Source organism: Chryseobacterium salviniae (assembly GCF_035819015.1).
Classification (GTDB): domain Bacteria; phylum Bacteroidota; class Bacteroidia; order Flavobacteriales; family Weeksellaceae; genus Chryseobacterium; species Chryseobacterium salviniae.
Genome location: NZ_JAYLAA010000050.1, coordinates 236263 through 259277, shown reverse-complemented (window position 1 = coordinate 259277; position 23015 = coordinate 236263). Strand labels below are relative to the sequence as shown.

The following is a 23015-nucleotide window of genomic DNA, read 5'->3' as shown; positions in this document are numbered from 1 at the left end:
TTTTTTTTTTGTGTCGGGGGGCCCCCCCCCCCCCCCCCCGCCGTAACCAAAGAAAATGAGCTCAGACATGCCGCTCAATCAGGACTATTGATAACAAGCATCAAACAATCCTAACGGGTTTTTAAAACCCGTTAGGATTAAGGTTATAAAATTTATTGTACATTTCAAATAAAAAATATGCGAAAAAGATTTGAATATAAGACAGTCGTTATTGAGCCAAAAGGATTTTGGGGAAACAAATATGATCCTGCCGACATTGATAAAGTTTTAAATCAATACGGAAATGACGGATGGGAACTGGTTACGGCAGAAAGCAAGGAATACGGAGGCACTTTTTACGGTGTTATTTATACTTTTAAAAGAGAGTTGTAAACTAATTATCTTAGTTTTGCAGAATGTTAGAAATTCTGTATCGCGACGAACATCTTATTGCCATCAATAAACCCAGCGGATTATTGGTTCATAAATCTTTTTATTCGGGCGAAGCAGATACGTATGCGATTCAGGAACTGAAAAAGCAGATCGGGCAGAAAGTATATCCGGTACATCGGTTAGACAGGAAAACCTCGGGAGTTCTTTTGTTTACTTTAGATAAGGAAATGCTGAAAATAATGAGTGACCGCTTCGCTGCGAGAGAAGTTGATAAAAAATATATTGCCATTCTTCGGGGTTGGGCTAAAGAAGAAGAAACCATTGATTATGATCTGATTAATGAAAATGAGGTTAAGCAAAATGCAGTTACGCGCTACCGCCGTTTGCAGACTTCGGAAATTGATCTGCCTTTTTTAAAACATCAGACTTCGCGGTACTGTTTGGTGGAAGCGACTCCTGAAACAGGAAGGTTCCATCAGTTGAGAAAGCATTTTAAACATATTTTACATCCTATTTTAGGGTGCAGAAAACATGGCTGCAATAAACAGAACAAGCTGTGGCTTCAGACCTTTGGAATCAATAAAATGACACTCCATGCGCATCAGTTAATATTCAATCACCCAGATTCCGGAGAAAAAATTATAATAAATGCTGCGATAGATGATGAATTTAAAAAAGTTGGCGATATTCTGAATCTCGATTTGAGCGCCTATTTATCATAAACTTTGACATTCTGAAAAATCTAAAGAAAGTATTGATAATAATTTCAGGAATCACAAAGTTGAGGTTATTTCATACTATTGAATAACCGACTACAATCCTAGCCCCGATTGCAATGAAAATCCTTTTTTGCAAAAAAAAGATTGCAATGGAAAGCGGGAAAAAGCTGCTAAAAATTTTACAGGGCAATATTATTGGTGTATTACAGTTTATGTGATACCTGGTATATTATAGACATATCATACAATTTTCCCATTAATATCACAGGTTAATTGAACATTAATTTTAAAATGAGTATTTTTGTAAAACTTTTTTTCAATGTACAAATCGCTTATTCGCCCGGTTCTTTTTAAATTCGATCCTGAAGAAGTTCATCATTTTACTTTTGCAATGCTGAAAAACTTTGGATTTCTCACAAAATTATTCTTCCCGAAACCTATTGAAGATAAACGCCTGGAAAGGGAGGTTTTCGGACTGAAATTTAAAAACCCTGTCGGATTGGCTGCCGGATTCGATAAAAATGCGGTTTTATTTAATGAATTGGGAGATTTAGGTTTTGGATTTGTGGAAATCGGAACGGTAACCCCAAAAGCGCAAGCCGGAAATCCTAAGAAAAGGCTTTTCCGTCTGATTGAAGACGGCGGAATCATCAACAGAATGGGTTTTAATAACGACGGTCTTGAAGCGGCTATTGAAAAACTGAAAGGCAATAAAGGAAAAATCATCATCGGCGGAAACATCGGAAAAAATACAGATACGGCACCGGAAAATTATACCCGCGATTATCTGGAATGTTTTGAAGGGCTTCATTCTTACGTAGATTATTTTGTGCTGAATGTGAGCTGTCCTAATGTGGGAAGCCACGCCAAGCTGGAAGATGTGGAATATCTGAGAGAGCTGATTACGGAAGTTCAAAAAATCAACAATACAAAATCGGTTAAGAAGCCTGTTTTATTGAAAATTGCTCCGGATCTTAATAACAATCAGCTTGACGAAATTATTGAGCTGATAAAAGAAACAAAAATTGATGGGATCGTAGTTTCCAATACCTCTGTGAACAGAGAAGGTCTGAAAACTTCTCCGGAAGTGTTGGCGCAGATCGGAAACGGTGGACTCAGCGGAAAACCTATTCGTGAAAGAAGTACGAAAATGATTAAATATCTTTCCGACAAAAGCAACAGATCTTTCCCGATTATTGGAGTGGGCGGAATTCATTCGGCAAAAGATGCCCTGGAAAAACTGGATGCCGGAGCAACACTGGTGCAGCTGTATACAGGATTTATTTATGAAGGACCGGAATTAATCAATGATATTAATAAAGCGCTTTTAACACGGGCAAGCCGAATTTCGAGATAAATTAAAGAGAGTTTCGAACTCTCTTTTTTAATATTTTAAAGGAAAAAATGTGCAATCGTGTAAATAATAAGTCCTACCAGTCCGCCCACTAAAGTTCCGTTGACGCGGATGAACTGAAGATCTTTCCCTACTTCCAGCTCCAGTTTTTCACTGAGTTCTTTCCCCTGCCAGTTTCCAACCGTTGAGCTGATGAGGTTTCCAAACTGATGCGTATTTCTGAGAATATATTTGTAAGCCGTCACACGAATCCAGTCGTCGATTTTATTCTGAAGATTTTCATCTGTTTTTAAATTTTCAGAAAATTCATTCAGGTTTTTAGCAAGGTATTTCTTTAAGGAAGAATGTTCTTCCTGAAGTTCATTCTTTAAAGTATTTTTAATGGAAATCCAGATGTCATTTGAATATTCGTTCAGCTTATCGCCTTTTAATAAGTCGTTTTTAATATTTTTAAATTCTTCATCCCATTTCGGATCTTCTTTTATATCAACAGAAAATTCCTGAATTTTTTGGGTGATCAAACCTCTGATTTCATGCCGGGAATCTTCTTCAATTTCCCTGAAAAAGTCTGAAAGCCCGGAGGCAATTTTATCGGCAATTTTATTATCAACAAAAGAAGGAATAAAAGTATAGCTTCCTTTTTTTACACGTTCTTTAATCAACTCATCATTTTCAACAATATAATTTTTAATCTGCGAAGAAAGATTGGTTACTATTCTCTGATGGTCATTTTTCTCGATAATATAGCTAATTCCGTTTCCTACGATTTTGTTAAGCTTGATATCATCAGTCATTTCCTGAACCTTTTTACTGATAAACTGGCTTACGGCAGTATCATCAAGCTTATTTAAAATATCCAGAACAATATCCGAAAGATTTTTAATCAAAATATCCTGATTTTTTTCTTTTGTCAGCCATTCTCCCACAAATCCGGAAACTTTCAGTTTCATCATATAAGGCCGGATATTCTGAGGAGAGAGAAAATTACTCACTACAAAACTGCCGAGATTATCTCCCAGTCTCTGCTTGCTGTTTTCAATAAGGTTGGTGTGCGGTATTGGTAATCCCAACGGATGACGAAAAAGAGCAGTTACGGCGAACCAGTCGGCGAGTGCACCTACCATTGCCGCTTCGGAAAAAGCACGTACATAACCTACCCAATGGGAATCTACGTTTTTTTGGAGAAGGGTGGTTCCTACAAAAATAGCTGCCATTAAAAGGAATAATCCTGTGGCAAATGCTTTGTATTTTCTTAACTGTTTTCTTTTGGCCTCATCATTCATATGCTCAAATTTAGTACATTTGGTATATATTTTTTACCACAAAAGGCACAAAAATTTACAAGCTATTTAGTTAAATGTTCCTGCTGAAGTACACATTAGATTGTATATGATGTTAAATGTCACCAGCATCAATTTAGTTAAAAACTTTTGTAATTTTTGTGGTTAAATTTTAATTATCTAAATCTTTAAATAATCTTATGCAAAACGAAGCAAAAAACAATCCATACTACTCACGAACAGACAGAACACCGGTGAATATTTCTAACGAAGAATGGAAAAAAATACTTTCCCCGGAACTGTATGCTGTAGCAAGAGAAGCCGCAACTGAAAGAGCCTTTACCGGAAGGTATAATGAGTTTGATGAGTTGGGTGAATATTTCTGTGCGGTTTGCGGAAATCATCTTTTCAGATCTGCAGAAAAATTTTCGAGCAGCTGCGGCTGGCCAAGCTTTTTTGAAGCAGATAAAGAAGGAGTTTATTACAAAAGAGATTTAACCTACGGAATGGATAGGGTAGAGGTGCTCTGCAAAAGATGCGATTCTCATCTAGGGCATGTTTTTGACGATGGCCCGAAGCCTACCGGATTAAGATATTGTATGAATTCCGTAAGTCTGGAATTTGTACCGGATGGGCAGATATAAAATAGGTTTTAATCACGAAATCAGTAAGTTAAATTTTCTTAAATTTGAGTTAAACTATTGGAGTTATTCTTTCAGATATGTATTGTTTTTATACATTTGCTGACTCAATTGGATTAACATAATATTGAATGAAAGGATTTTATAGCTTATTAAGTATTGTTTACATGGTCACTACTTCATTCTACCTGTCACCGGAAAAAAAAGGGACAAAGAATGAAATCAGTACAAAAAAGATTGAAAAAGTAGCCGAAAAAAAATCGGAGAAAACCACTGAGAAAACAGTATCATCCTCAAAAGAGTTATACAAGTCTATCGCATTTGAACCGGGACATGAACTTAACGAAGAAGTTTTCTTCAAAGCCTTAACAGGGTTTGAGAATTTGAAGAAAGCTGGTTTGCTTAATCAGGATTCGCATTTACTTACGGTATGCGATTTTTCCATGTCCTCAAACACGAAAAGACTTTGGGTAATTGATATGAACGAGGGAAAGGTATTGTTCAACTCACTGGTAGCACACGGTAAAAATACCGGAGAAGAGTTTGCCACCAATTTTTCAAATACCGAAAGCTCGCTTCAGAGCAGCTTAGGTTTTTATATTACGGATGCAACGTACAACGGGGACAATGGATTTTCCCTGAGATTATTGGGAATGGATAAAGGTTTTAATGATGCGGCATACAGAAGGGCGATCGTTATGCACGGCGCAGATTATGTAAGTGATGAATTTGCAGCAATGCACAAAAGAATCGGGAGAAGCTGGGGCTGCCCTGCTGTTCCGAGAGATCTTACACAGCCAATTATCAACACCATTAAAGGAAGAAATCTGCTGTTTATTTATTATCCCGATCAGAATTATCTTTCCAACTCGGAATGGCTGAAAACATCAGTTTAAATGAATGAAGTCAGATAAAGGAGAAAATTTTCCGAACACGGAATTATTCTTTTAGCAGAAGATGTAAAAGGAAAACGACATAGCTGGGAATTTGAAGAAGGAAGAACATGGGAACGGCTTTATATTCCGATTCCTGATCATGGCGAAAGTTTTTTATCCCAGATTATAAGTAAATATTTTTAATTGATTAAACACAAAATAGACCGTCTCAAAAGACGGTCTATTTTGTGTTTTGAAAAATCTTGTTATGAGAACTTCTTGAAAATCAATGTGGCATTATGGCCTCCGAAACCGAAAGCATTACTCAAAGCATAATTAATGGTTTTCTCTTTGGCATCTCCAAAAACGATACTGATATCTTTAGGAATATTCTCATCTATCTTATGCAGATTGATCGTTGGAGGGATGATTCCGGTCTCAATTGCTTTAATCGAAAGAATAGCTTCAGCAGCTCCTGCTGCGCCCAGCAAGTGGCCGGTCATTGATTTTGTGGCACTGATATCCAGGTTTTTGCTCCCTTTAAATAATTTATTAATTCCATTTAATTCCACCAGATCTCCCATCGGCGTTGAAGTGGCGTGAGGGTTTATATAATCAATATCTTCTGTATTGATTTGGGCTTCTTTTAATGCCAGCTGCATGGCTTTAATGGCTCCGACACCGTCCGGATGAGGTGCGGTCATGTGGTACGCATCTGCAGTCATGGCAGCTCCCACCAATTCCGCATAAATTTTTGCGTCTCTTGCTTTGGCATGTTCGTATTCTTCAAGAATTAAAGCACCTGCACCTTCTCCCATCACAAAGCCGTCTCGGTCTGCATCGTAAGGCCGGCTTGCGGTGGCAAAATCATCGTTTCTTGTAGACATCGCTTTCATAATGGAAAATCCTCCTATGGAAGCCGGAGTGATGGCCGCTTCAGAACCTCCGCTTACGATAACTTTCGCCTTTCCGAGCCTGATATAATTAAAAGCATCCATCAATGCCGTATTTCCGGTAGCGCAAGCTGAAATGGTGGTGTAGTTGATTCCCTGCAGTCCGAATTTCATTGAGATCATTCCCGAAGCCATATTAGCGATGAACTTCGGAACAAAGAAAGGATTAAATCTCGGGGTTCCGTCTCCTTTTGTAAATTCCATTACTTCGCTTTCAAACGTCCACATTCCGCCCTGGCCGGTTCCCCAGATTACGCCGGTGTCAAAAGGATCCATATTTTCCAGCTCAAGTCCTGAATCTTTCAGCGCCTCGGCTGTAGAATACATGGCGTATTGTGAAAAAAGATCACTTCTTTTGATTTCATTGTGGGTTAAATGGGCTTTCGGATCAAAATTTTTCACTTCGCAGGCAAAATGTACTTTAAACTTTTCCGTATCGAAATGGGTAATTTTGCTGGCTCCGCTTACTCCGTTGATACTGTTTTCCCAGAATTCTCCTACATTATTTCCCAAAGGCGTTACTGCGCCAAGCCCTGTGATGACTACTCTCTTCATTGGTAGATATTTATCTTTTTATTGGTCTGTATCATCTATATAAACAGATGATATTTTAATTGTTGATTTTAAATAAATTAGAGGTTCCTCTTGCAATAATGCGTGTTTTGTCTGCATTCCAGATTTCACATTGAGTATTTACAAATTGCTTTCCTCTTTTAATAATTTTAGTTTCTGCAACAATAATATCATTTTCTTTGGCGGTGGAGAAATAATCGATGGTATTATTCACTGTTACAATAAAATTTTTTTCGTTTAGTGAAAACATTGTAGCCCCGATAATATCGTCCATTATAGCTGCTGTAACTCCTCCGTGAAGATTCCCCATCGGATTGAGCCATTCTTCTCTCACAGTGTATTGAAATTCTATCTGACCTTCTTCTGCCGAAATTATTACAGGATTCAGCCATCTCATAAAAGGGGAGGGTGAGGCGGTAAATTCCTTTCCAATAAAAGATTGGAGGATCTTTAATTTATCCATGTATATTATGTGATATTTTGTTTTAATTCATCGTTAATGATCATGAGAATCCTATCTAAAGCCTGATTTAAAAATTTTTCTTCTTCTGTTGTTTTGGATAATAAAATTCCGCCTTCAATCAGCATAATAAAAAGAGAGGCATATTTTTCCGCATCGGCACTGGCTGACAATTCGCCATTTTTCTGGCCCTGGGAAATTACTTCCGCAATTTTGGAGATCCATTCTTTGAAAGATTGGGTAACCTGCTTTTTTAGTAAGGGTGAAGTGTCGTCGGCTTCTGTGGCAGCGTTCATGAGCGGACAGCCTCCGTTTGAAAAAACCGATTGCCAGTTTTTCCTGTAGAATGTTACAAAAGCATGAAGCTTATCCAGGGTTGTAGGAAATTCATCGCTGAAAGAGCGTAACATGTTTTTTTTCAAAATATTAGCATTGTATTGATATGCTTCCAGTGCAACCTGGTCTTTGTTTTCAAAATTTCCATAGATGCTTCCTTTCGTCAATCCGGTAGCTTCTGTAATGTCTGACAGTGATGTAGAGGTATATCCTTTTGTGTTAAAAAGAGATGCCGATTTTTCGATGATAAACTGCCTTGTTTTTTCAGCTTTAGACATTTCAGATTTTAAAATTTATACAAATATACATAAAATATACCAATCGGTATTTTTTTATTTAAATAATTTTATTAAGTTTTCATCATCAAAAGCTGCAGATGCAATCAAATTTTTTATTCTTAAATTTTGGCTAAAGCCGGATGAATTTTTAAAACAAAAGCGGGCTAAAGCCCGCCCCTATTGATCTTTAATCGTTGAAATATTTTTATCTCAAATTTCCAAAGTTGCATTTAAGGTAATTTCAAAATTAAATGCTGCGCTTACCGGGCATCCTTCTTCTGCGATTTTAGCATATTTCTGAAATTCTTCTTCTGAGATTCCCGGAACTTTTGCCGTTAAAGTAAGCTCTGATTTGGTAATTTTCCCTACACTTGGATCAAGGGTGATCACGGAAGTGGTTTTCAATTCTTCAGGAGTAAATCCTGCCTGGGAAAGCTCTGCGCTTAATTTCATGGTAAAGCAGCCTGCGTGTGCTGCAGCCAGCAATTCTTCTGGGTTTGTACCCACTCCGTCTGCAAAACGACTGTTGAATGAATACTGAGTCTGATTTAAGGTTGTGCTTTGGGTAGTTAAATGTCCGTTACCTTCTTTGATGTTACCGTTCCAAACGGCTGTTGCGTTACGTCTCATAATACTTTAATTTTTTTTGTTAATATTGTTTATTTTTTGATGTTACAAAGATATATTGGTTTCTGTTCTGAATACATACATAAATGGTGCTAAATGTTGTACTTTTTTCCCGGAATGTAGTTTTTCTTGAAACTCGAAGGAGTGCTTCCCGTTTTGCTGGTGAAAAGACGGTTGAAATATGCCGGATCTTCATATCCTAAATGGTAAGCAATTTGTTTATGGTTTTATCGGTATAAATTAAAAGCCTCTTTGCTTCGAGTAGAATCCTGTTGATGATCAGTTGGTTGGGAGATTCGAGTTGTAGACTTTTAAATTTATGAGTCAGTGTCTTAGGAGCTAAATGCAAAAGTTGCGCGTATTCAGATACATTGTGCTTTTCCCTGAAGTGAATTTCCAGCAGCCTGCTGAAATCACGGAAAATTTCAATTTCATGAGTAGGAATTTTTACATTTTTATCGTCAAAATTCTGCTTCTTCCATTTTCTTGTAGCACGAATGATGATCTGTTTTACGTATGTACGGATCATTTCTTCCGCAGAAGAATCTTTCCATTCAAGCTCGTGCAGTATATTTTGAAAGAGCTGCTGAATAATTGTATTTTCTTTATCATCAAGCTCTACAAAAGGAATTTCGAAAACATTGTGAAACAACAGTCCGTCGCAGGCTACTTCCTTATCATGAATCTGGATACAGTAAAAATCACGGTTATAGTAGAGAAGCGTTGCATTTCCGGAAGTTTTTGTAATCTTTATATGCTGATTGGATAAGAAAAAAAGGCTGGGTTTAGTAACTTTAAAATGATTAAAATCTACGGAAAGCTCGTAACCTGCCGGAATATATAAGACTTTAATATCATAGCGAAACTTATTTCCATGGATAATTTCAAGAGTATTTTCTGAGAAATTTTCAATACCGAGTCTTTTGTACTGATCTTCAAAAATAAGGGATTGTGCCATGGTTTTACTTTAGCCTAAAGATACAAAAAAAGCATGGCTCTTATTATTGTTGAAACCATGCTGTCTAATTTTAGTTAATTGTATTTCGGTTTAGAACGTTACATCCAGTCCAACATAAAAATTGGCTTTCATGATAGGAGCGTACACCATTCCGCCGTCAAAATAATTTCCGAAAGGATTTTTAAAATCGACAATTGCGTTGGTTTGTGAGTAAGATGTTAGATTTTCACCTCCAAAATAAGCCCGGATTTTTTTGTTGAAATTTCTTGAAATCTGTGCATTCAGAACTGCATAAGAAGGTGAATAGGCAGGCAATTGAAATTCCGAAGGGTTGGATGAAGTATCAGGAAGCCTTTGTTCTCCGACAATATTTAAAGTCGTGTCAAAACTCCAGAAGCCGCCTTTGTCATTTTTGTTGGTTGAATACGCTGCATTTACAAAACCTCTGTGTTTAGCCATGAAAGGAACGGCCCTTCTTCCATTCAGGTAATCGGCCTGCACATCATAATATTTATAGGCAAATCTCAATTCAAAATTTTTAAAAGGCATAAGATCCCACTGTGTCTGGAATGAATTGGCAAAAGATTTTCCCTCCAGATTATAAAATGTAAGCAGTTGAGGAGAACGGTCAAGATCCACCATCACCTGATCCTGGAAATCTGTCCTGAAAAAATCGGCGACAATGCTGGATTTCCTGCCAAAGAGTTTGAATTCCTGCTGAAGGCTCGCTCCGTAATTCCATGCAATTTCCGGCCTGAGACCGTAAATATTACCGCTATTTTCAAGAATCTGAATGGTTCTGCTGGAGGCAAAATACTGCTGGCTTTCCGCAAAAACATTCGCTGTTCTGAAACCTCTTCCGGCTGACAATCTTAAAATAGTTTGCGGAGTAATGTCATATTTAAAATTCAATCTTGGTGTAAACTGGGTTCCTGCCAGATTATGAAAATCAATTCTTGCTCCTGCGACCAATGTATATTTTAATCCTGTTAACGTATATTCTGCAAATGCTCCCGGAACAATTTCGTTTCTTTTAAAATTTTGGGTTAAATAATCTTCGTCATAACCGTCATACATGAAATTTGCTCCAGCCTTATATTTATGATTCGTGTTGCCAAGAATGCTTTCAAAAATTAAATTTGAATAATACGTATGCTGTTTCCCGGAGTAATTTCTTAATCCAAAAAAGCTGTCCTGCTGATGAAACGTGTATTGATTCATCCAGCCAAGGCTCTGATAAGGTTTCCCTTTAAAAACATACCCTGTTTTATTCCATACCTGAAATCTTGAAATATCAATTCCTACTCCGTAAAGGGATTGTTGCGCGTGTGGAATTTTTTTATCAAATCCTACCTGACCGGCGGTTCTTTCGTCTTTAATAAAATTGATCCCGAAATGAGATCCGAATCCCGATTTTTCCAGATCGTTATAATTCAATAAATAGGCTGCATTCAGTTGGGAACCTTTCGGCCTGTCAAGAAAATTGTCGTCATTCATGTCAGTGTCGCCAAAAGTTCCGTTTCCGTGAAGAAGAAAAGTCTGAGACCATTTGTCGTCGATCTTGGAAACACTGGTAATATTTGCTTCCGTTCTTCCGTTGAAATCTGCAAAAAGATTCAGGGAAGTTTCAGGGCTTTCAGAATGTTTCAGCAATTCGGTATTGATTTGTCCCGTGATGCTTTCATAACCATTCGTTACAGTACTTCCTCCTTTGGTAAGCTGAATGCTTTCAATCCATCTTCCGGGGATGAAATTCAGTCCGTAAGCAGAAGCCAGCCCCCTGATTTCAGGCAGCAGTTCTTTGGTTAAGCTGGTGTATTTCTGATCAAGGCCCAGCATTTTCAATTGTTTTGTTCCCGTTACGGCATTGCTGAAAGACACATCTACCGTTGCATTGGTTTCAAAACTTTCGGACAAATTACAGCATGCTGCTTTCAACAATTCTTTTTTATCGATATTGAAAATCAATCCGGCTTCCTTTTTATTGAGTGAAGTGGCTGCTTTTGATGCTGTTACGGTAACGCCTTCAATACTTTTTTCCTGATTGTTGTCTCTTGGGTTATCATGATGTCCGGCTTGTGAAGCTTCTACAGTTTCTTCGAAATGAACTTTAGGATTGGCTTCTCCAAACTGAATTTCCCTGTCATACAAACAACATGACGGAAGGTTTTTGTATGTTTGATCTTCAGCCTTATACTTTTCATTGTCGTGTCCCACTTCAGCAATTTTTCTGAGGATTTTATCGGCTGAGGTTTTTTGAGCATTAAAATTTAAAGTGACGCTTTGTTTTTCTGCGCTCCATTCTGCTGAATCGGCTCCGGCATCTTTTGCTGCCTTTTCAATTCTTGCTTTACAGGATTCACAATTCCCTTTTACATAAAATTCATTTTCTGCTTTTGCTTGCATGTAATGTTCTTCGGCAGTTTGAATAATGCCTTCTCTCTCATAATGGCAACAAGAGGGCAGAGCATTATAAGAAGTTTCCTCCGCCTGGAATTTTTCATTGTCGTGACCGGCTTTTGCGACTTCTTTTAAAATATCGCTTGCTGAAACATTAGGTTCTGTTTCTAACATCAAAGTTTGTGAATCAATAGAATATTTTGCTGTTTTTGCTCCGGCTTTTTGGGCAGTAGTCTCAATTCTTTCTTTACACATTTCGCAATTTCCGCGTACTTTAAACTGATTTTGAGAAAGTTGCTGAGAAAATATAAAAGAGCAACATAATAAGAATATACCAAGAATAATCCTGGAAATATATGATTTCATTGTTGTTTAAAATTTAGATTAATAAATTAATGCAGCATTTAACAATGTATTTATTAACAATCATTAGCAGACTGATAATTTGGTACACTGTTCTGTTTTTTATTAATTAACCTAATTTAGGAGGTTGCCAGATTTCTCTCAGGCGTCCTGAAATATAAGGGTCTGAGTACTGGAAATTTAAATTCTTATTGGATTTGTAGTATGAAATATCCAGCTTAAGGCTTCTGGAAAAAGGTGTTTCTATAAAGCTGTAACATGATGCGCAGTAAGAGCAGCAATCGTCATTACAGGAAGATTTATTTTGTTTACCGTCGTGATGTTCTTTAGAATTCTCAGGCTTCTGCTTTTCGCAGCATGATTTTGCCGAGCCTTCTTTGCAGCATTTTTCCTGCATGTTCTGAGCATAAAAATTATCTTTAGGAATCAGGAAAATTCCTAAGCAAAGTATGATTGTTATGATCTGAACTAATTTCACTTTTACAAATGTACAAAAATTAAAGTAATTTCTCTCCAACTTTTACGCTGCAATTATGCCAGGGTTCTCCGTGTGCAGGATTCAGGGCTGGTTTCGGGCCTGTTGGTGCAGGTGTTGGAGCGGGAGCAGGTGTGTTTTGGGCAATATTCTGCTGTACCGGTTGCGGAGCAGGTTTACTGCTTAAAGGTTGTCCTACAGGAATATCACATCGGTGCCCGGGTTCGCCATGCGGTGGATTCATTCCTTTTGCTGTTTTAGTGTTTTTTGCTTTCCCATTTTCTACAGAAAATTTTCCGGGTTGTAGAGAATTGGGATCAATCTGGATGGTTTGTGCCTGATTGGGTGTTGCTGAAGAAGTCTGAGCAGGTTTGCTGCTTAAAGGCTGTCCAACGGGAATGTCACATCTGTGGCCCGGCTGTCCATGCGCAGGATTCATTCCGGGAGCGGTAACTGCTGTTTCAGAAGGATTTTGTGCAGGCTGAATTCCTGCCTGATCCAATAATGAAGCTTTGGGAGCCTGATTTGTAGCAACAGCCGGCTGCTGAGCTCCGGCTTCTTCCTTAATATAAGTGGCTCTTTCGTCTTTTTTACAAGAAACTGTTACTATAGCGATGGCTAATAAAGCCCAAATTGTATTCTTCATATAAAAACAAAATTAGCAAAACATTTTGAATTGCTTTGCTAATTTATATTGATCATAACAATTTTTGTAATTAATTCTTTACCAGAAGCCTGAATCCTTCGCCGTGTACGTTGATGATTTCCAGTCCTTCATCATCTTTCAGCAGCTTACGAAGCTTGGCAATATAAACATCCATACTTCTTGCGGTAAAGTAATTTTCTTTTTTCCAGATTTTTCTTAGGGCAAGATCTCTTGGCATAAAATCATTCCTGTGGATGCAGAGAAGCTTCAGCAGTTCGTTTTCTTTAGGGGAAAGCTTATATTCGTTATCTCCTACTCTCAGCTGTCTCAGCATAGAATCAAAGAAGATGTTGCTGATTTTGAATTGTTCCTGCTCTTCGTTTTCAAGTGTGGAACTTCTCTGGAGAATCGCTTTTATTTTATACAAAAGCAACTCCGTATCAAATGGCTTGGTGATATAATCGTCTGCTCCCAACTGGTATCCTTTCAGGATATCTTCCCTCATATTTCTTGCGGTAAGAAAGATGATTGGTGTATTTTTGTCAATTTTTTTTACGTCTTCAGCTAATGAAAACCCATCTTTTTTCGGCATCATCACGTCGAAAATACAGATATCGAATTCATTTTCGGTGAATTCCTTTAATCCCTGCTCTCCGTCTGTGGCCAGAGTAACTTCAAAGTTATTGATGGTTAAATAATCTTTCAGTACTGCACCGAAACTCTGGTCGTCTTCTACTAATAATATTCTGTTGCTCATAATTTGCTTATTAATGTTTAATAACTAGAATGAACGTATCACTCTCTTCTTCTATTTTGTTTTTGGTTGATTTTCTATTTAATGTATCGGTAGTTTAATGGTAAATATGCTTCCTTTTCCTTTTTGGGAATCTACCAGAATCTGGCCTTTATGAAGCTCTACAATCTTTTTCACATAAGAAAGTCCTAATCCCTGACCTTTTACGTTATGAATATTTCCGGTTTCCTCCCTGAAGAATTTCTCGAAAATTTTCGTTTTATTCTGTGTTTCCATTCCCATTCCCTTATCTGAAACTTCAATCACGTACCAATGTCCTTCATTTCTTGTTTTTATGGTAATTTCCGGGGCTTCAGGGGAATATTTATTGGCATTATCCAGAAGGTTGACCAGCATGTTCGAAATATGGAATTCATCTATTTTAAAGTTATAGTTTGTCGCATTGAATTCCTCCCGCAGCGTTCCGTTTCTTTGTTTTACAATAAGGCTGAACGACTCTGCCGTTCTCCTGATCAGTTCTCTCACATTTGTTTCTTTTAAAAATAATTTCACTTCATTCCGCTCAAGCTTTGACATATTCAGGACATTTTCCACCTGTTTTTTCATTCTCAGGTTTTCCTGTTTTATCAGCTCAGAATAGTATTTTACCTTATCCGGATTGGTTGCGATCTTATCATTCGCCAGAGAGTCTGTAGCTACGGAAATGGTTGCCAGTGGTGTTTTAAACTCATGGGACATATTGTTGATAAAATCCGTTTTTACTTCTGCCATTTTTTTCTGTCTCATCATATAATTAATGGAGATGATATAGATTCCCAGAATGGTAAGCAGCGACAGGAATGTTCCAAGGAGCATCGGCCAGTTATTCATTGCCAGTGAATATTCTTTTTTAGGAAAAACCAGGGCCAGCGTATATAATGTTCTATCTTTAGAATCGGTAAATAAGGGATAGCTGTATGTATTATTGTTGTTCTTTTCTTTATACAGTTTGTTAACAACACTTGTAAGCTTGTTGTTTTTATCCGTAATCCCATAACCAAAAGTTGCAGAAATCCCTCTTATTCTCAATTCTTTGGTGATCACGGAGTCCAGTGTTTTTTCATCCACTCTTCTGGTGATGGGAAGATTATTGCCATTCACCTTTACAAACTCTTTCATGGCATAATCACCGTTTTCAATATCACGGTTTATTTCAGAAGTCAGCAATTCACGATTGGTAGTGTCTCTTTTTATTTTGTAAGACGCTTCATCAGAATACAGCTTGGTAAGATTGAGTGAATCTCCTTTTGGCGAAATCGGAAGCTGATTTTTTTCAATAATACTTTTTGAATAGACAATCTGTCTCTGTGTCCCGGAATCTTCTACCTGCTGTATTGTGGTAAGAGAAGGCAGTTCATTGTTGGCAAGAATGGTATTTCTGAAATCTTTATTTTCAACATTCAGGTATTTATCCACTTCAGCTTCTCCGATGATTTTCGATGTGTTTTCCAATGCAGAGTAGACTTTAGAAGAAAAATCCTGATCCAGCGCACCATAATATCTTTTCAGCCAATAAAACTGGAGCGTAACGAACACAATCAGTGAAATCGTCATAAACACCGATATTATCGGGATGAATTTGTTATTCATTACTTACTATATTTAAAAAACAGAATGTTAAAATTAAAAATTTTATGAGTTCATAAACAAAAAACGAGCCATAAAATTGTGTAATTTTTCTTAAAACTGTGTTTTTTAACATTTATTTATAAATTTTATGCTTGTCCGCAATTTGTCATATGAAAAAGCTTTGAGTTTTTTGCCGAGTGAAACGTATTTACGAACTTAAAAACAATGGGTATATAAAGAATCTTAGCAACCTTTTGTGTTAAAAATATTATGATTAATAACCAATAATCAAAAATTTTTAATTCCTTGTCATAGGAAAAGAGCTTTCATGAAATAAAAAAGTAGATTTGTGTACCTAAAATTATTAATATGAAATCTGAAATCATTTTTAACAGAGATGCAGACTCGGCAAGCGTATATGTGATGAAAATTTACAGGACAGAAGTTTCCGCAGTCTGGGACTCCTTTACGAAATCCGAATTGCTTGATCTCTGGTGGGCTCCGAAGCCATGGAAATGTGAAACAAAAAGCCAGGATTTTCAAAACGGTGGAACATGGCTGTATTCAATGGTGGGGCCTGAAGGTGAGAGGCATTATGCCAAAGTGAAGTACGGCGAAATTACAGAACACCGAAGTTTTGACGGAACAGATTCTTTCTGTGATGAAAACGGAAGCACCAACCCGGATTTTCCCGAAGCAAAATGGCTGTTCGGATTTACGGGAGTGGAAGAAGGTACAAAAGTAACGGTAAATATTCATTTTGAATCTGAACAGGCAATGAACCAATTGCTGGAAATGGGCTTTGAAGAAGGTTTCAAAACAGGTTTAAATCAATTGGAGGAGATTTTGAGTCAATAATTCTATGCCGCAGGAATTTATACGATCAATAGGAACGGGCTTTAGCCCGTTTCTTTTACCCAAAAATGCAGGGCTTTAGCCAAAACTTAAAATAAAAAATGAAAAGTTAAAATTACTCTCCATTTTTATTTCATATAATTTAAAATTCAATTATTTCTTCATCCTGAAAATACTGGATAATTGCTTTCTTCATTAAAAGCTGCTGTTCGTTGGGTTTCAATTCAGGGAGATCTTCCAGTTTTTCAAAATGCGGGTAGCCATCATCATCATAATGAGAAAATTTATAATACCCGAAAGGTTCCAGCAATCTGCAGACTGCAATATGAATGAGATTTACCTTGTCATCTTTTGTATATTTCTGCTGTCCGCTACCCAATTCCTGAAGGCCGATCAGGAACAGATAGGTTTCTATCGGCGCATTTTTTTCCGTATCAAAATTTTCAACGAAAAATTGTTCTATTTTCTGCCAGTATTCTGCTTCGTTAATCATTTTTGTTTTCTAATTTTAATAAAAACGCATATTCCAGCGCATCTTCTTTCAGAGACTCAAATCTTCCGCTCGCTCCGCCGTGTCCCGCACTCATATCGGTTTTAAAAACAAGAATATTATTGTCGGTTTTCAGTTCACGTAACTTTGCCGTCCATTTTGCAGGTTCCCAGTATTGCACCTGAGAATCATGCAGGCCAGTCGTTATCAAAAGATTTGGGTAGTCTTTCGCTTCCACATTATCGTAGGGTGAATATTCTTTCATGTAATAGTAGTACTCTTCATCATTCGGGTTTCCCCATTCATCGTATTCTCCTGTTGTTAAAGGAATGGTTTCGTCCAGCATGGTGGTCACCACATCTACAAAAGGAACCTGTGCTACAATCCCGTTGAATAAAGACGGTTCGTAATTCATAACGGCCCCTACGAGCAATCCTCCGGCGCTTCCGCCCATTGCATATAAATGTTTTGATGAGGTATAGTTTTCTTTAATTAAAAATTTGGCTGCATCAATAAAATCGAAAAAAGTATTTTTCTTAAACAACATTTTTCCGTCTTCATACCATTCCCTTCCTAAATATTCCCCACCTCTGATGTGGGCAATCGCATAAATAAAACCTCTATCTAAAATTGATAACCTCACATTCGAGAAGCTTGCGTCAACTGTATGTCCATAGCTTCCGTAACCGTAAAGGAGCAAAGGCGTATCTGTAGATTTTTTGGTGTCTTTGTGATAAACCAAAGAAATCGGGACTTTTGCTTCCCCGTCTCTGGAGTCTGCCCAAATGCGTTCGGAAATATAATTTTCGGTAAAGAATTTTCCACCCAGAACTTCCTGCTGTTTCAGAAGAAGGGTGGTCTTTTCTTTCATATGGTATTCGTACGTAGAGCTTGGCTGCGTTAATGAAGTATACCCGTAACGCAGAACCTCTGTGTCAAATTCAAGATTTACCCCGATGTAGGCGGTGTATGTAGGATCCGAAAACGATAAGTAATGCGATTCCTGTGTTTTTTCGTCAATAATTTTAATCTGCAGCAAGCCTTCTTCTCTTTCTTCAAGAACCAGGTAATTTTTAAAAATCTCGAATCCTTCAAGAAGAACTTCTGGGCGGTGAGGAATTACATCTACCCAGTTTTCCATTCCGCAATTATTAATCTTTGTTTTTACAATTTTAAAATTGAAAGCATCGTCTGCATTGGTGATGATGTAAAATTCATCTTCATAATGCTCAACAGAATATTCCAGGTCGTCTATTCTTGGCTGAATGATCGTCCAGTCTGCAAAAACATTATCGGAAGGGATAAACCGGTGTTCGTCTGAGATTGTACTTGAACTTGCGATGAATATATATTCTAAAGATTTTGTTTTAAAGACATTCACATCAAAGGTATCGTCTTTTTCGTGGAAAATTAAAACATCTTCTGAAGGGTCGGTTCCAAGTTGATGTCTGAATACCTGAAATGCTCTGAGGCTTTCATCTTTTCGGATATAAAATACATGCTCGTTATCATTAGCCCAGACTGCTTTTCCTGTTGTATTCTCAATTTTGTCGGGAAGAATTTCTCCCGTTTTTAAATCTTTGAAATTGATGCTGTAAATTCTTCGGCTTACATTATCTGTGGAAAAAGATGCCATTTCATTATTCGGGGAAACGGCAACGCTTCCTACTTCAAAATAGCTTTCGCCTTCTGCCAGAATATTAACATCCAGAATAATCTCTTCGTCGTTGTCTAAACTTTGATGTTTTCTACAAAAAATAGGATATTCTTTTCCCTCTTCATAACGAACAATATACCAGTACCCGTTGAAAAAATAGGGTAAAGATTCATCATCTTTTTTGTAGCGGGCTTTCATTTCTTCAAAAAGTTCTTTCTGCAGCTGTTCCGTATCTTTCATTACGAAATCGGCATAGGTATTTTCTTCTTCAAGGTATTTTATGACATCAGGATTTTCCCGTTCATTAAGCCAGAAATAATGATCTATTCTTTTATCACCGTGTGTTTCAAGTGTTTTTTCTATTTTTTTTGCCTTTGGAGCTTCCATTCAATATTAATTCTTGTTCAAATTTAGTTAAAAAAAAACCATCTTTCCTGTACGAAAAGACGGTTGCTTTATATTTATGGTAAAACTTACTTGTGTAATGCTTTAATAAACTTTTCCAGTGCCATCGTCATAGAGGGAGTTTCCTTGGTAGGAGCCATAAGATTTACTTTTAGGCCCGCTTCTTCAGCAGCAGCCATTGTAGTGGTTCCGAAAACGCCGATTTTTGTTTCTTCCTGTTTAAAATCCGGGAAATTCTGCTGTAATGATTTAATCCCCTGCGGGCTAAAAAATATCAGCATATCATAATCTTTCACATTGATATCCGTAAGATCGCTGCAAACCGTTCTGTACATGATGGCTCTTTTCCAGTCTACATTAGAAGCTTCCATTGTTTTCACAATATCCGGGCTCAATACATCCGAAGAAGGCAATAGGTATTTCTCTGTCGGGAATTTTTTGAATAAAGGAAGAAGATCCGAGAAATTCTTTTCCCCGAAGCTGATCTTTCTTTTTCTGTACACAATATGTTTCTGAAGATAATTGGCAATTGCTTCGGACTGGCAGATGTACCTCATGGTATCGGGAACCGCAAAACGCAGTTCTTCTGCTAATCTGAAGTAATGATCAATCGCATTCTTACTCGTGAAAATAATTCCGGTATATTGCGTAAGATCGATCTTCTGCGTTCTCAATTCTTTATTGTCAACTCCTTCTACGTGGATGAAAGGGCGGAAATCTATTTTTATCTTTTCCTTCTTTGCAATATCCAGGTACGGAGACGACTCACTTGGCGCTGGTTGAGAAACCAATATTGACTTTATTCTCATCATTGACAGTTATTAAAAAAATAATAATCTCCAAAGCAACAAAAGAGGTGCAATTTGGAGGGTGCAAATATACAAAAATTTATAATACCATTTTTCAGGTAAGATATTATTCTTATGAAATATATAGAAAAAGGTCTTGAAAATGAAGACGAAAGAAAAGAAGAAGAAATAGTACAAAAACATTATGTTCCTGTCCAGTGGGAAGTAATAATGTGCCACACATAAAATGATCAGTAAGAAGGAGAGTACGAAATAAAATTTTGTAGCGGTGAAATAAAAAACAGTCCACTTTTTTCCGTCGCCTGTACTCTGATAAAATAAAAATCCCAAACCGGATTTAATCATATAAAAAAAGATCACTACCAGTAAGCAGTACCCGAATTTATTCAGCTGGTAATCCAGAACCTGAAGATCGGCAATGTATTTCGGAACAGTAGGAATATATTGTGAGATCAACACCGAGAGCGTAAGAGCAGTTACAAAGGAGGTAATTACCCAACTCGGAAGATTGTTGCTGGCATCAAAATATTTCTGAAGCAGAAAGTCTTTCAGGTTGGCTTCCCTCTCAATGATATTCATCATGAAAAGGTACAAAAAGATGCAGCCCAACAGTATAAAGATTACCCAGTCATTGTTCTCAGGTATTCTCGTATGATTTATAAAATGTTGTGATAACGGCAAAGGAATTTTTTTGCAAAATTATAGATTATTTTGTATAAAATAAGAAGGTTAAATAAACTATCTTTGCAAACTGAAATGAAAAAATTGGTCATCATTCCCACGTATAACGAAAAGGAAAATATTGAAAATATTATTTCCGCAGTTTTTGCATTGGAAGATGATTTTCATATTCTGGTAGTAGACGATTCTTCTCCCGACGGTACGGCAGAGCTGGTAAAGGATTTGCAGAAAAAGCATCCGCACTTTCTGCATTTGTCGGTAAGAAGAGTGAAGGATGGACTGGGAAAAGCATATATTCACGGGTTTAAATGGGCCATAGAAAATAAATACGATTATATTTTTGAAATGGATGCAGATTTTTCCCACAATCCGGAGGATCTCCCGAAACTTTTTGAAGCGTGCCTGAATGCCGATATGGCAATCGGATCAAGATATTCCAAAGGCGTAAATGTGGTCAACTGGCCAATGGGAAGAGTTTTGCTTTCCTATTTTGCTTCAAAATATGTAAGATTTGTTTTGGGACTTCCAATTCATGATACAACGGCAGGTTTCGTCTGCTTTTCAAGAAAGGTGTTGGAAGACATCGGAGTGGATAATGTTAAATTAAAAGGATACGGCTTTCAGATTGAAATGAAGTTCCGGACTTTTAAAAAAGGATTCAAAATTGTAGAAGTACCCATTATTTTTACCAACAGGATCCTGGGGGAAAGCAAAATGAATGGCGGCATCATTCATGAAGCGGTTTTTGGAGTGTTAAATTTAAAATGGAAATCAATCATCAACAGATTATGAAACCATGCAGCGGAAGTATTCGTTCAGAATACCGGCTCGCAGAGATTCGTCAAAAAAATAAAATTTAACTGATGAAAAAATTGATCTTCTTCTTCGTACTCATATCTTTATTCTCCTGCGGAGATTATATCGAGAAGCCTAAAAATCTTGTTTCACAGGATAAAATGGCTGAAATTATGGCAGATCTTGCAATTAACGATCAGGCGATTTTTATGTATCCAAATTCAAACCTTGAAGCAGGAACAAGATATGTCCTTAGAACACATCATGTAAAATCTGCTGATTATGTCGAAAGCTTTAAATATTATGTAGTGAAAGAAAAAATGAACGGAATCGTAGAGGATGCACAGAAAATAGTATTAAAGAAAGATCCGAAAGCGGAAAAATATGTAAAAGATAAAATGAGCAAGACAGGGAACACTGAAAATCTTCCTCTTTTATCAAGATAATTATACAATGCAAAAGTTTTTTACCATAGAAAAGACCTCTGAGGGAAAGGCAAGAGCGGGAGAGCTTACCACCGACCACGGTAAGATCCAGACCCCGATTTTTATGCCTGTTGGAACGGTAGCAAGTGTAAAAACAGTTCACCAGAGAGAATTAAAAGAAGATATCAAAGCTCAGATTATTCTGGGAAACACTTATCATTTATATCTTCGTCCGGGAATGGATACCATGCAGGAAGCAGGAGGGTTTCATAAATTCATGAATTGGGATCTCCCGATCTTAACAGATTCTGGAGGTTTTCAGGTGTTCTCATTGGCAAGCAGCCGGAAAATGTCTGAAGAAGGTGCAAGATTCAAATCGCATATCGACGGAAGCTATCACATGTTTTCTCCGGAAAAATCCATGGAAATCCAGAGACAGATCGGAGCTGATATTTTTATGGCTTTCGATGAATGTGTAGCATATCCATGTGAATACAATCAGGCTAAATTATCCATGGAGCTTACGCATCGCTGGCTGAAAAGATGTATTGACTGGACGGAGAATAATCCTGAGTTATACGGCCATAAACAAAGGCTTTTCCCAATTGTTCAGGGGTCAACCTATTCCGATTTGAGAAAAATATCAGCACAGGTTATTGCAGAAGCTGGTGCTGAAGGAAATGCGATCGGCGGACTTTCAGTAGGTGAACCTGAAGAAGAAATGTACAGAATTACCGATGAGGTTACCGATATTTTACCAAAAGAAAAACCAAGATACCTTATGGGCGTTGGAACTCCGTGGAATATCCTCGAATCAATCGGTTTGGGAATTGATATGATGGATTGCGTGATGCCAACGAGAAATGCAAGAAATGCCATGCTTTTCACCTGGAAAGGAGTGATGAACATGAAAAACGAAAGGTGGAAAAAGGACTTTTCGGCACTGGATGAATTTGGAACAAGTTTCGTAGACAGAGAATATTCAAAAGCGTATGTAAGGCATTTGTTTGTATCTAAAGAGTATCTGGCGAAACAGATTGCTTCTATTCATAACTTAGCATTTTATCTGGATTTGGTAAAAGTAGCGAGAGAACATATCTTAGCAGGAGATTTCTACGAATGGAAAAATTCTGTGGTTCCCGTTCTTCGCCAACGATTGTAAATTAAAAATATCAAAATAGGAGTCCCGAAGGGACGAACTAAATCAAAATAGGATGCAATCCTAT

The 23015-nt window shown here is 37.3% G+C and carries 25 protein-coding genes; 9 read left to right on the top strand and 16 right to left on the bottom strand.

The window, feature by feature from the left end; genetic code table 11:
- The first annotated feature begins 177 nt into the window (after window positions 1-177).
- The 3 genes from SOP96_RS16435 to SOP96_RS16425 all read left to right on the top strand — a co-directional run bounded on the left by SOP96_RS16435 (window position 178) and on the right by SOP96_RS16425 (window position 2448).
- Window positions 178-372: a DUF4177 domain-containing protein gene (locus SOP96_RS16435; protein WP_326321982.1), complete on the top strand. Its 195-nt coding sequence runs from the start codon at window positions 178-180 to the stop codon at window positions 370-372.
- A 23-nt stretch (window positions 373-395) separates the two neighbouring features.
- Complete coding sequence (locus SOP96_RS16430) at window positions 396-1094, top strand: pseudouridine synthase (protein ID WP_326321981.1); 699 nt, start codon at window positions 396-398, stop codon at window positions 1092-1094.
- A gap of 316 nt (window positions 1095-1410) precedes the next feature.
- Window positions 1411-2448, top strand: a complete 1038-nt coding sequence (locus SOP96_RS16425; RefSeq protein WP_326321980.1) for a quinone-dependent dihydroorotate dehydrogenase — start codon at window positions 1411-1413, stop codon at window positions 2446-2448.
- A gap of 35 nt (window positions 2449-2483) precedes the next feature.
- Here SOP96_RS16425 and SOP96_RS16420 read toward each other — a convergent pair whose 3' ends face one another.
- Complete coding sequence (locus SOP96_RS16420; RefSeq protein ID WP_326321979.1) at window positions 2484-3728, bottom strand: DUF445 domain-containing protein; 1245 nt, start codon at window positions 3726-3728, stop codon at window positions 2484-2486.
- A gap of 197 nt (window positions 3729-3925) precedes the next feature.
- Between SOP96_RS16420 and msrB the strand changes: the two genes are divergently transcribed.
- The gene (gene msrB / locus SOP96_RS16415) at window positions 3926-4369 is read left to right on the top strand and encodes a peptide-methionine (R)-S-oxide reductase MsrB (RefSeq protein ID WP_326321978.1); all 444 of its coding nucleotides are present in this window, start codon (window positions 3926-3928) and stop codon (window positions 4367-4369) included.
- A 128-nt stretch (window positions 4370-4497) separates the two neighbouring features.
- A complete protein-coding gene (locus SOP96_RS16410; protein WP_326321977.1) occupies window positions 4498-5262 on the top strand; it encodes a murein L,D-transpeptidase catalytic domain family protein in 765 nt (254 codons plus the stop codon).
- 245 nt (window positions 5263-5507) lie between these two features.
- Here the strand turns inward: SOP96_RS16410 and fabF are convergent, their stop codons facing one another.
- The 11 genes from fabF to SOP96_RS16355 form a co-directional block, all read right to left on the bottom strand.
- Window positions 5508-6749: a beta-ketoacyl-ACP synthase II gene (gene fabF / locus SOP96_RS16405; protein WP_326321976.1), complete on the bottom strand. Its 1242-nt coding sequence runs from the start codon at window positions 6747-6749 to the stop codon at window positions 5508-5510.
- Between the two features lie 55 nt (window positions 6750-6804).
- Complete coding sequence (locus tag SOP96_RS16400) at window positions 6805-7230, bottom strand: PaaI family thioesterase (RefSeq protein WP_326321975.1); 426 nt, start codon at window positions 7228-7230, stop codon at window positions 6805-6807.
- Between the two features lie 5 nt (window positions 7231-7235).
- A complete protein-coding gene (locus SOP96_RS16395) occupies window positions 7236-7841 on the bottom strand; it encodes a TetR/AcrR family transcriptional regulator (protein ID WP_326321974.1) in 606 nt (201 codons plus the stop codon).
- 210 nt (window positions 7842-8051) lie between these two features.
- Window positions 8052-8471, bottom strand: a complete 420-nt coding sequence (locus SOP96_RS16390) for an OsmC family protein (protein WP_326321973.1) — start codon at window positions 8469-8471, stop codon at window positions 8052-8054.
- An 89-nt stretch (window positions 8472-8560) separates the two neighbouring features.
- The gene (locus SOP96_RS16385; protein ID WP_326321987.1) at window positions 8561-8683 is read right to left on the bottom strand and encodes a helix-turn-helix domain-containing protein; all 123 of its coding nucleotides are present in this window, start codon (window positions 8681-8683) and stop codon (window positions 8561-8563) included.
- Entirely contained in the window at window positions 8668-9426 is a 759-nt protein-coding gene (locus SOP96_RS16380; RefSeq protein WP_326321972.1) for a helix-turn-helix domain-containing protein, read from the bottom strand. The genes SOP96_RS16385 and SOP96_RS16380 overlap by 16 nt, the downstream gene beginning before the upstream one ends.
- Before the next feature lie 90 nt (window positions 9427-9516).
- A complete protein-coding gene (locus tag SOP96_RS16375; RefSeq protein WP_326321971.1) occupies window positions 9517-12192 on the bottom strand; it encodes a TonB-dependent receptor domain-containing protein in 2676 nt (891 codons plus the stop codon).
- A 106-nt stretch (window positions 12193-12298) separates the two neighbouring features.
- On the bottom strand, window positions 12299-12667 hold the full coding sequence (locus tag SOP96_RS16370) for a hypothetical protein (RefSeq protein ID WP_326321970.1): 369 nt from the start codon (window positions 12665-12667) through the stop codon (window positions 12299-12301).
- Window positions 12668-12686: 19 nt separating this feature from the next.
- A complete protein-coding gene (locus SOP96_RS16365; RefSeq protein WP_326321969.1) occupies window positions 12687-13310 on the bottom strand; it encodes a hypothetical protein in 624 nt (207 codons plus the stop codon).
- A 70-nt stretch (window positions 13311-13380) separates the two neighbouring features.
- Complete coding sequence (locus tag SOP96_RS16360) at window positions 13381-14067, bottom strand: response regulator transcription factor (protein ID WP_027380477.1); 687 nt, start codon at window positions 14065-14067, stop codon at window positions 13381-13383.
- 78 nt (window positions 14068-14145) lie between these two features.
- Window positions 14146-15693, bottom strand: a complete 1548-nt coding sequence (locus tag SOP96_RS16355) for a sensor histidine kinase (protein ID WP_326321968.1) — start codon at window positions 15691-15693, stop codon at window positions 14146-14148.
- Between the two features lie 348 nt (window positions 15694-16041).
- On the opposite strand from SOP96_RS16355, the gene SOP96_RS16350 reads away from it, so the two are divergent.
- On the top strand, window positions 16042-16530 hold the full coding sequence (locus SOP96_RS16350; RefSeq protein WP_326321967.1) for an SRPBCC family protein: 489 nt from the start codon (window positions 16042-16044) through the stop codon (window positions 16528-16530).
- 139 nt (window positions 16531-16669) lie between these two features.
- On the opposite strand, the gene SOP96_RS16345 is transcribed toward SOP96_RS16350, so the two are convergent.
- The 4 genes from SOP96_RS16345 to SOP96_RS16330 form a co-directional block, all read right to left on the bottom strand.
- Window positions 16670-17020 (bottom strand): hypothetical protein, encoded by a 351-nt coding sequence (locus SOP96_RS16345; protein ID WP_326321966.1) that lies wholly within the window; start codon window positions 17018-17020, stop codon window positions 16670-16672.
- Window positions 17013-19061 (bottom strand): S9 family peptidase, encoded by a 2049-nt coding sequence (locus tag SOP96_RS16340; RefSeq protein ID WP_326321965.1) that lies wholly within the window; start codon window positions 19059-19061, stop codon window positions 17013-17015. The genes SOP96_RS16345 and SOP96_RS16340 overlap by 8 nt, the downstream gene beginning before the upstream one ends.
- A gap of 86 nt (window positions 19062-19147) precedes the next feature.
- Window positions 19148-19888 (bottom strand): uroporphyrinogen-III synthase, encoded by a 741-nt coding sequence (locus tag SOP96_RS16335; protein WP_326321986.1) that lies wholly within the window; start codon window positions 19886-19888, stop codon window positions 19148-19150.
- 12 nt (window positions 19889-19900) lie between these two features.
- Window positions 19901-20569 (bottom strand): DUF4271 domain-containing protein, encoded by a 669-nt coding sequence (locus tag SOP96_RS16330; protein WP_326321964.1) that lies wholly within the window; start codon window positions 20567-20569, stop codon window positions 19901-19903.
- Window positions 20570-20644: 75 nt separating this feature from the next.
- On the opposite strand from SOP96_RS16330, the gene SOP96_RS16325 reads away from it, so the two are divergent.
- From SOP96_RS16325 to tgt, 3 genes are all read left to right on the top strand, one after another.
- A complete protein-coding gene (locus SOP96_RS16325; RefSeq protein WP_326321963.1) occupies window positions 20645-21361 on the top strand; it encodes a polyprenol monophosphomannose synthase in 717 nt (238 codons plus the stop codon).
- A gap of 71 nt (window positions 21362-21432) precedes the next feature.
- Window positions 21433-21810, top strand: a complete 378-nt coding sequence (locus SOP96_RS16320; protein ID WP_326321962.1) for a DUF4296 domain-containing protein — start codon at window positions 21433-21435, stop codon at window positions 21808-21810.
- A gap of 7 nt (window positions 21811-21817) precedes the next feature.
- The gene (gene tgt, locus SOP96_RS16315) at window positions 21818-22951 is read left to right on the top strand and encodes a tRNA guanosine(34) transglycosylase Tgt (protein ID WP_326321961.1); all 1134 of its coding nucleotides are present in this window, start codon (window positions 21818-21820) and stop codon (window positions 22949-22951) included.
- Window positions 22952-23015 lie beyond the last annotated feature (64 nt).

Coding starts and splice junctions, on each gene's coding strand:
- SOP96_RS16400 (WP_326321975.1), bottom strand. CDS start 7,230: ATGGATAAATTAAAGATCCTCCAATCTTTTATTGGAAAGGAATTTACC.
- SOP96_RS16420 (WP_326321979.1), bottom strand. CDS start 3,728: ATGAATGATGAGGCCAAAAGAAAACAGTTAAGAAAATACAAAGCATTT.
- SOP96_RS16395 (WP_326321974.1), bottom strand. CDS start 7,841: ATGTCTAAAGCTGAAAAAACAAGGCAGTTTATCATCGAAAAATCGGCA.
- SOP96_RS16390 (WP_326321973.1), bottom strand. CDS start 8,471: ATGAGACGTAACGCAACAGCCGTTTGGAACGGTAACATCAAAGAAGGT.
- fabF (WP_326321976.1), bottom strand. CDS start 6,749: ATGAAGAGAGTAGTCATCACAGGGCTTGGCGCAGTAACGCCTTTGGGA.
- tgt (WP_326321961.1), top strand. CDS start 21,818: ATGCAAAAGTTTTTTACCATAGAAAAGACCTCTGAGGGAAAGGCAAGA.
- SOP96_RS16430 (WP_326321981.1), top strand. CDS start 396: ATGTTAGAAATTCTGTATCGCGACGAACATCTTATTGCCATCAATAAA.
- SOP96_RS16365 (WP_326321969.1), bottom strand. CDS start 13,310: ATGAAGAATACAATTTGGGCTTTATTAGCCATCGCTATAGTAACAGTT.
- SOP96_RS16350 (WP_326321967.1), top strand. CDS start 16,042: ATGAAATCTGAAATCATTTTTAACAGAGATGCAGACTCGGCAAGCGTA.
- SOP96_RS16340 (WP_326321965.1), bottom strand. CDS start 19,061: ATGGAAGCTCCAAAGGCAAAAAAAATAGAAAAAACACTTGAAACACAC.
- SOP96_RS16375 (WP_326321971.1), bottom strand. CDS start 12,192: ATGAAATCATATATTTCCAGGATTATTCTTGGTATATTCTTATTATGT.
- SOP96_RS16380 (WP_326321972.1), bottom strand. CDS start 9,426: ATGGCACAATCCCTTATTTTTGAAGATCAGTACAAAAGACTCGGTATT.
- SOP96_RS16425 (WP_326321980.1), top strand. CDS start 1,411: ATGTACAAATCGCTTATTCGCCCGGTTCTTTTTAAATTCGATCCTGAA.
- SOP96_RS16325 (WP_326321963.1), top strand. CDS start 20,645: ATGAAAAAATTGGTCATCATTCCCACGTATAACGAAAAGGAAAATATT.
- SOP96_RS16320 (WP_326321962.1), top strand. CDS start 21,433: ATGAAAAAATTGATCTTCTTCTTCGTACTCATATCTTTATTCTCCTGC.
- SOP96_RS16410 (WP_326321977.1), top strand. CDS start 4,498: ATGAAAGGATTTTATAGCTTATTAAGTATTGTTTACATGGTCACTACT.
- SOP96_RS16335 (WP_326321986.1), bottom strand. CDS start 19,888: ATGAGAATAAAGTCAATATTGGTTTCTCAACCAGCGCCAAGTGAGTCG.
- SOP96_RS16435 (WP_326321982.1), top strand. CDS start 178: ATGCGAAAAAGATTTGAATATAAGACAGTCGTTATTGAGCCAAAAGGA.
- SOP96_RS16360 (WP_027380477.1), bottom strand. CDS start 14,067: ATGAGCAACAGAATATTATTAGTAGAAGACGACCAGAGTTTCGGTGCA.
- SOP96_RS16345 (WP_326321966.1), bottom strand. CDS start 17,020: ATGATTAACGAAGCAGAATACTGGCAGAAAATAGAACAATTTTTCGTT.
- msrB (WP_326321978.1), top strand. CDS start 3,926: ATGCAAAACGAAGCAAAAAACAATCCATACTACTCACGAACAGACAGA.
- SOP96_RS16355 (WP_326321968.1), bottom strand. CDS start 15,693: ATGAATAACAAATTCATCCCGATAATATCGGTGTTTATGACGATTTCA.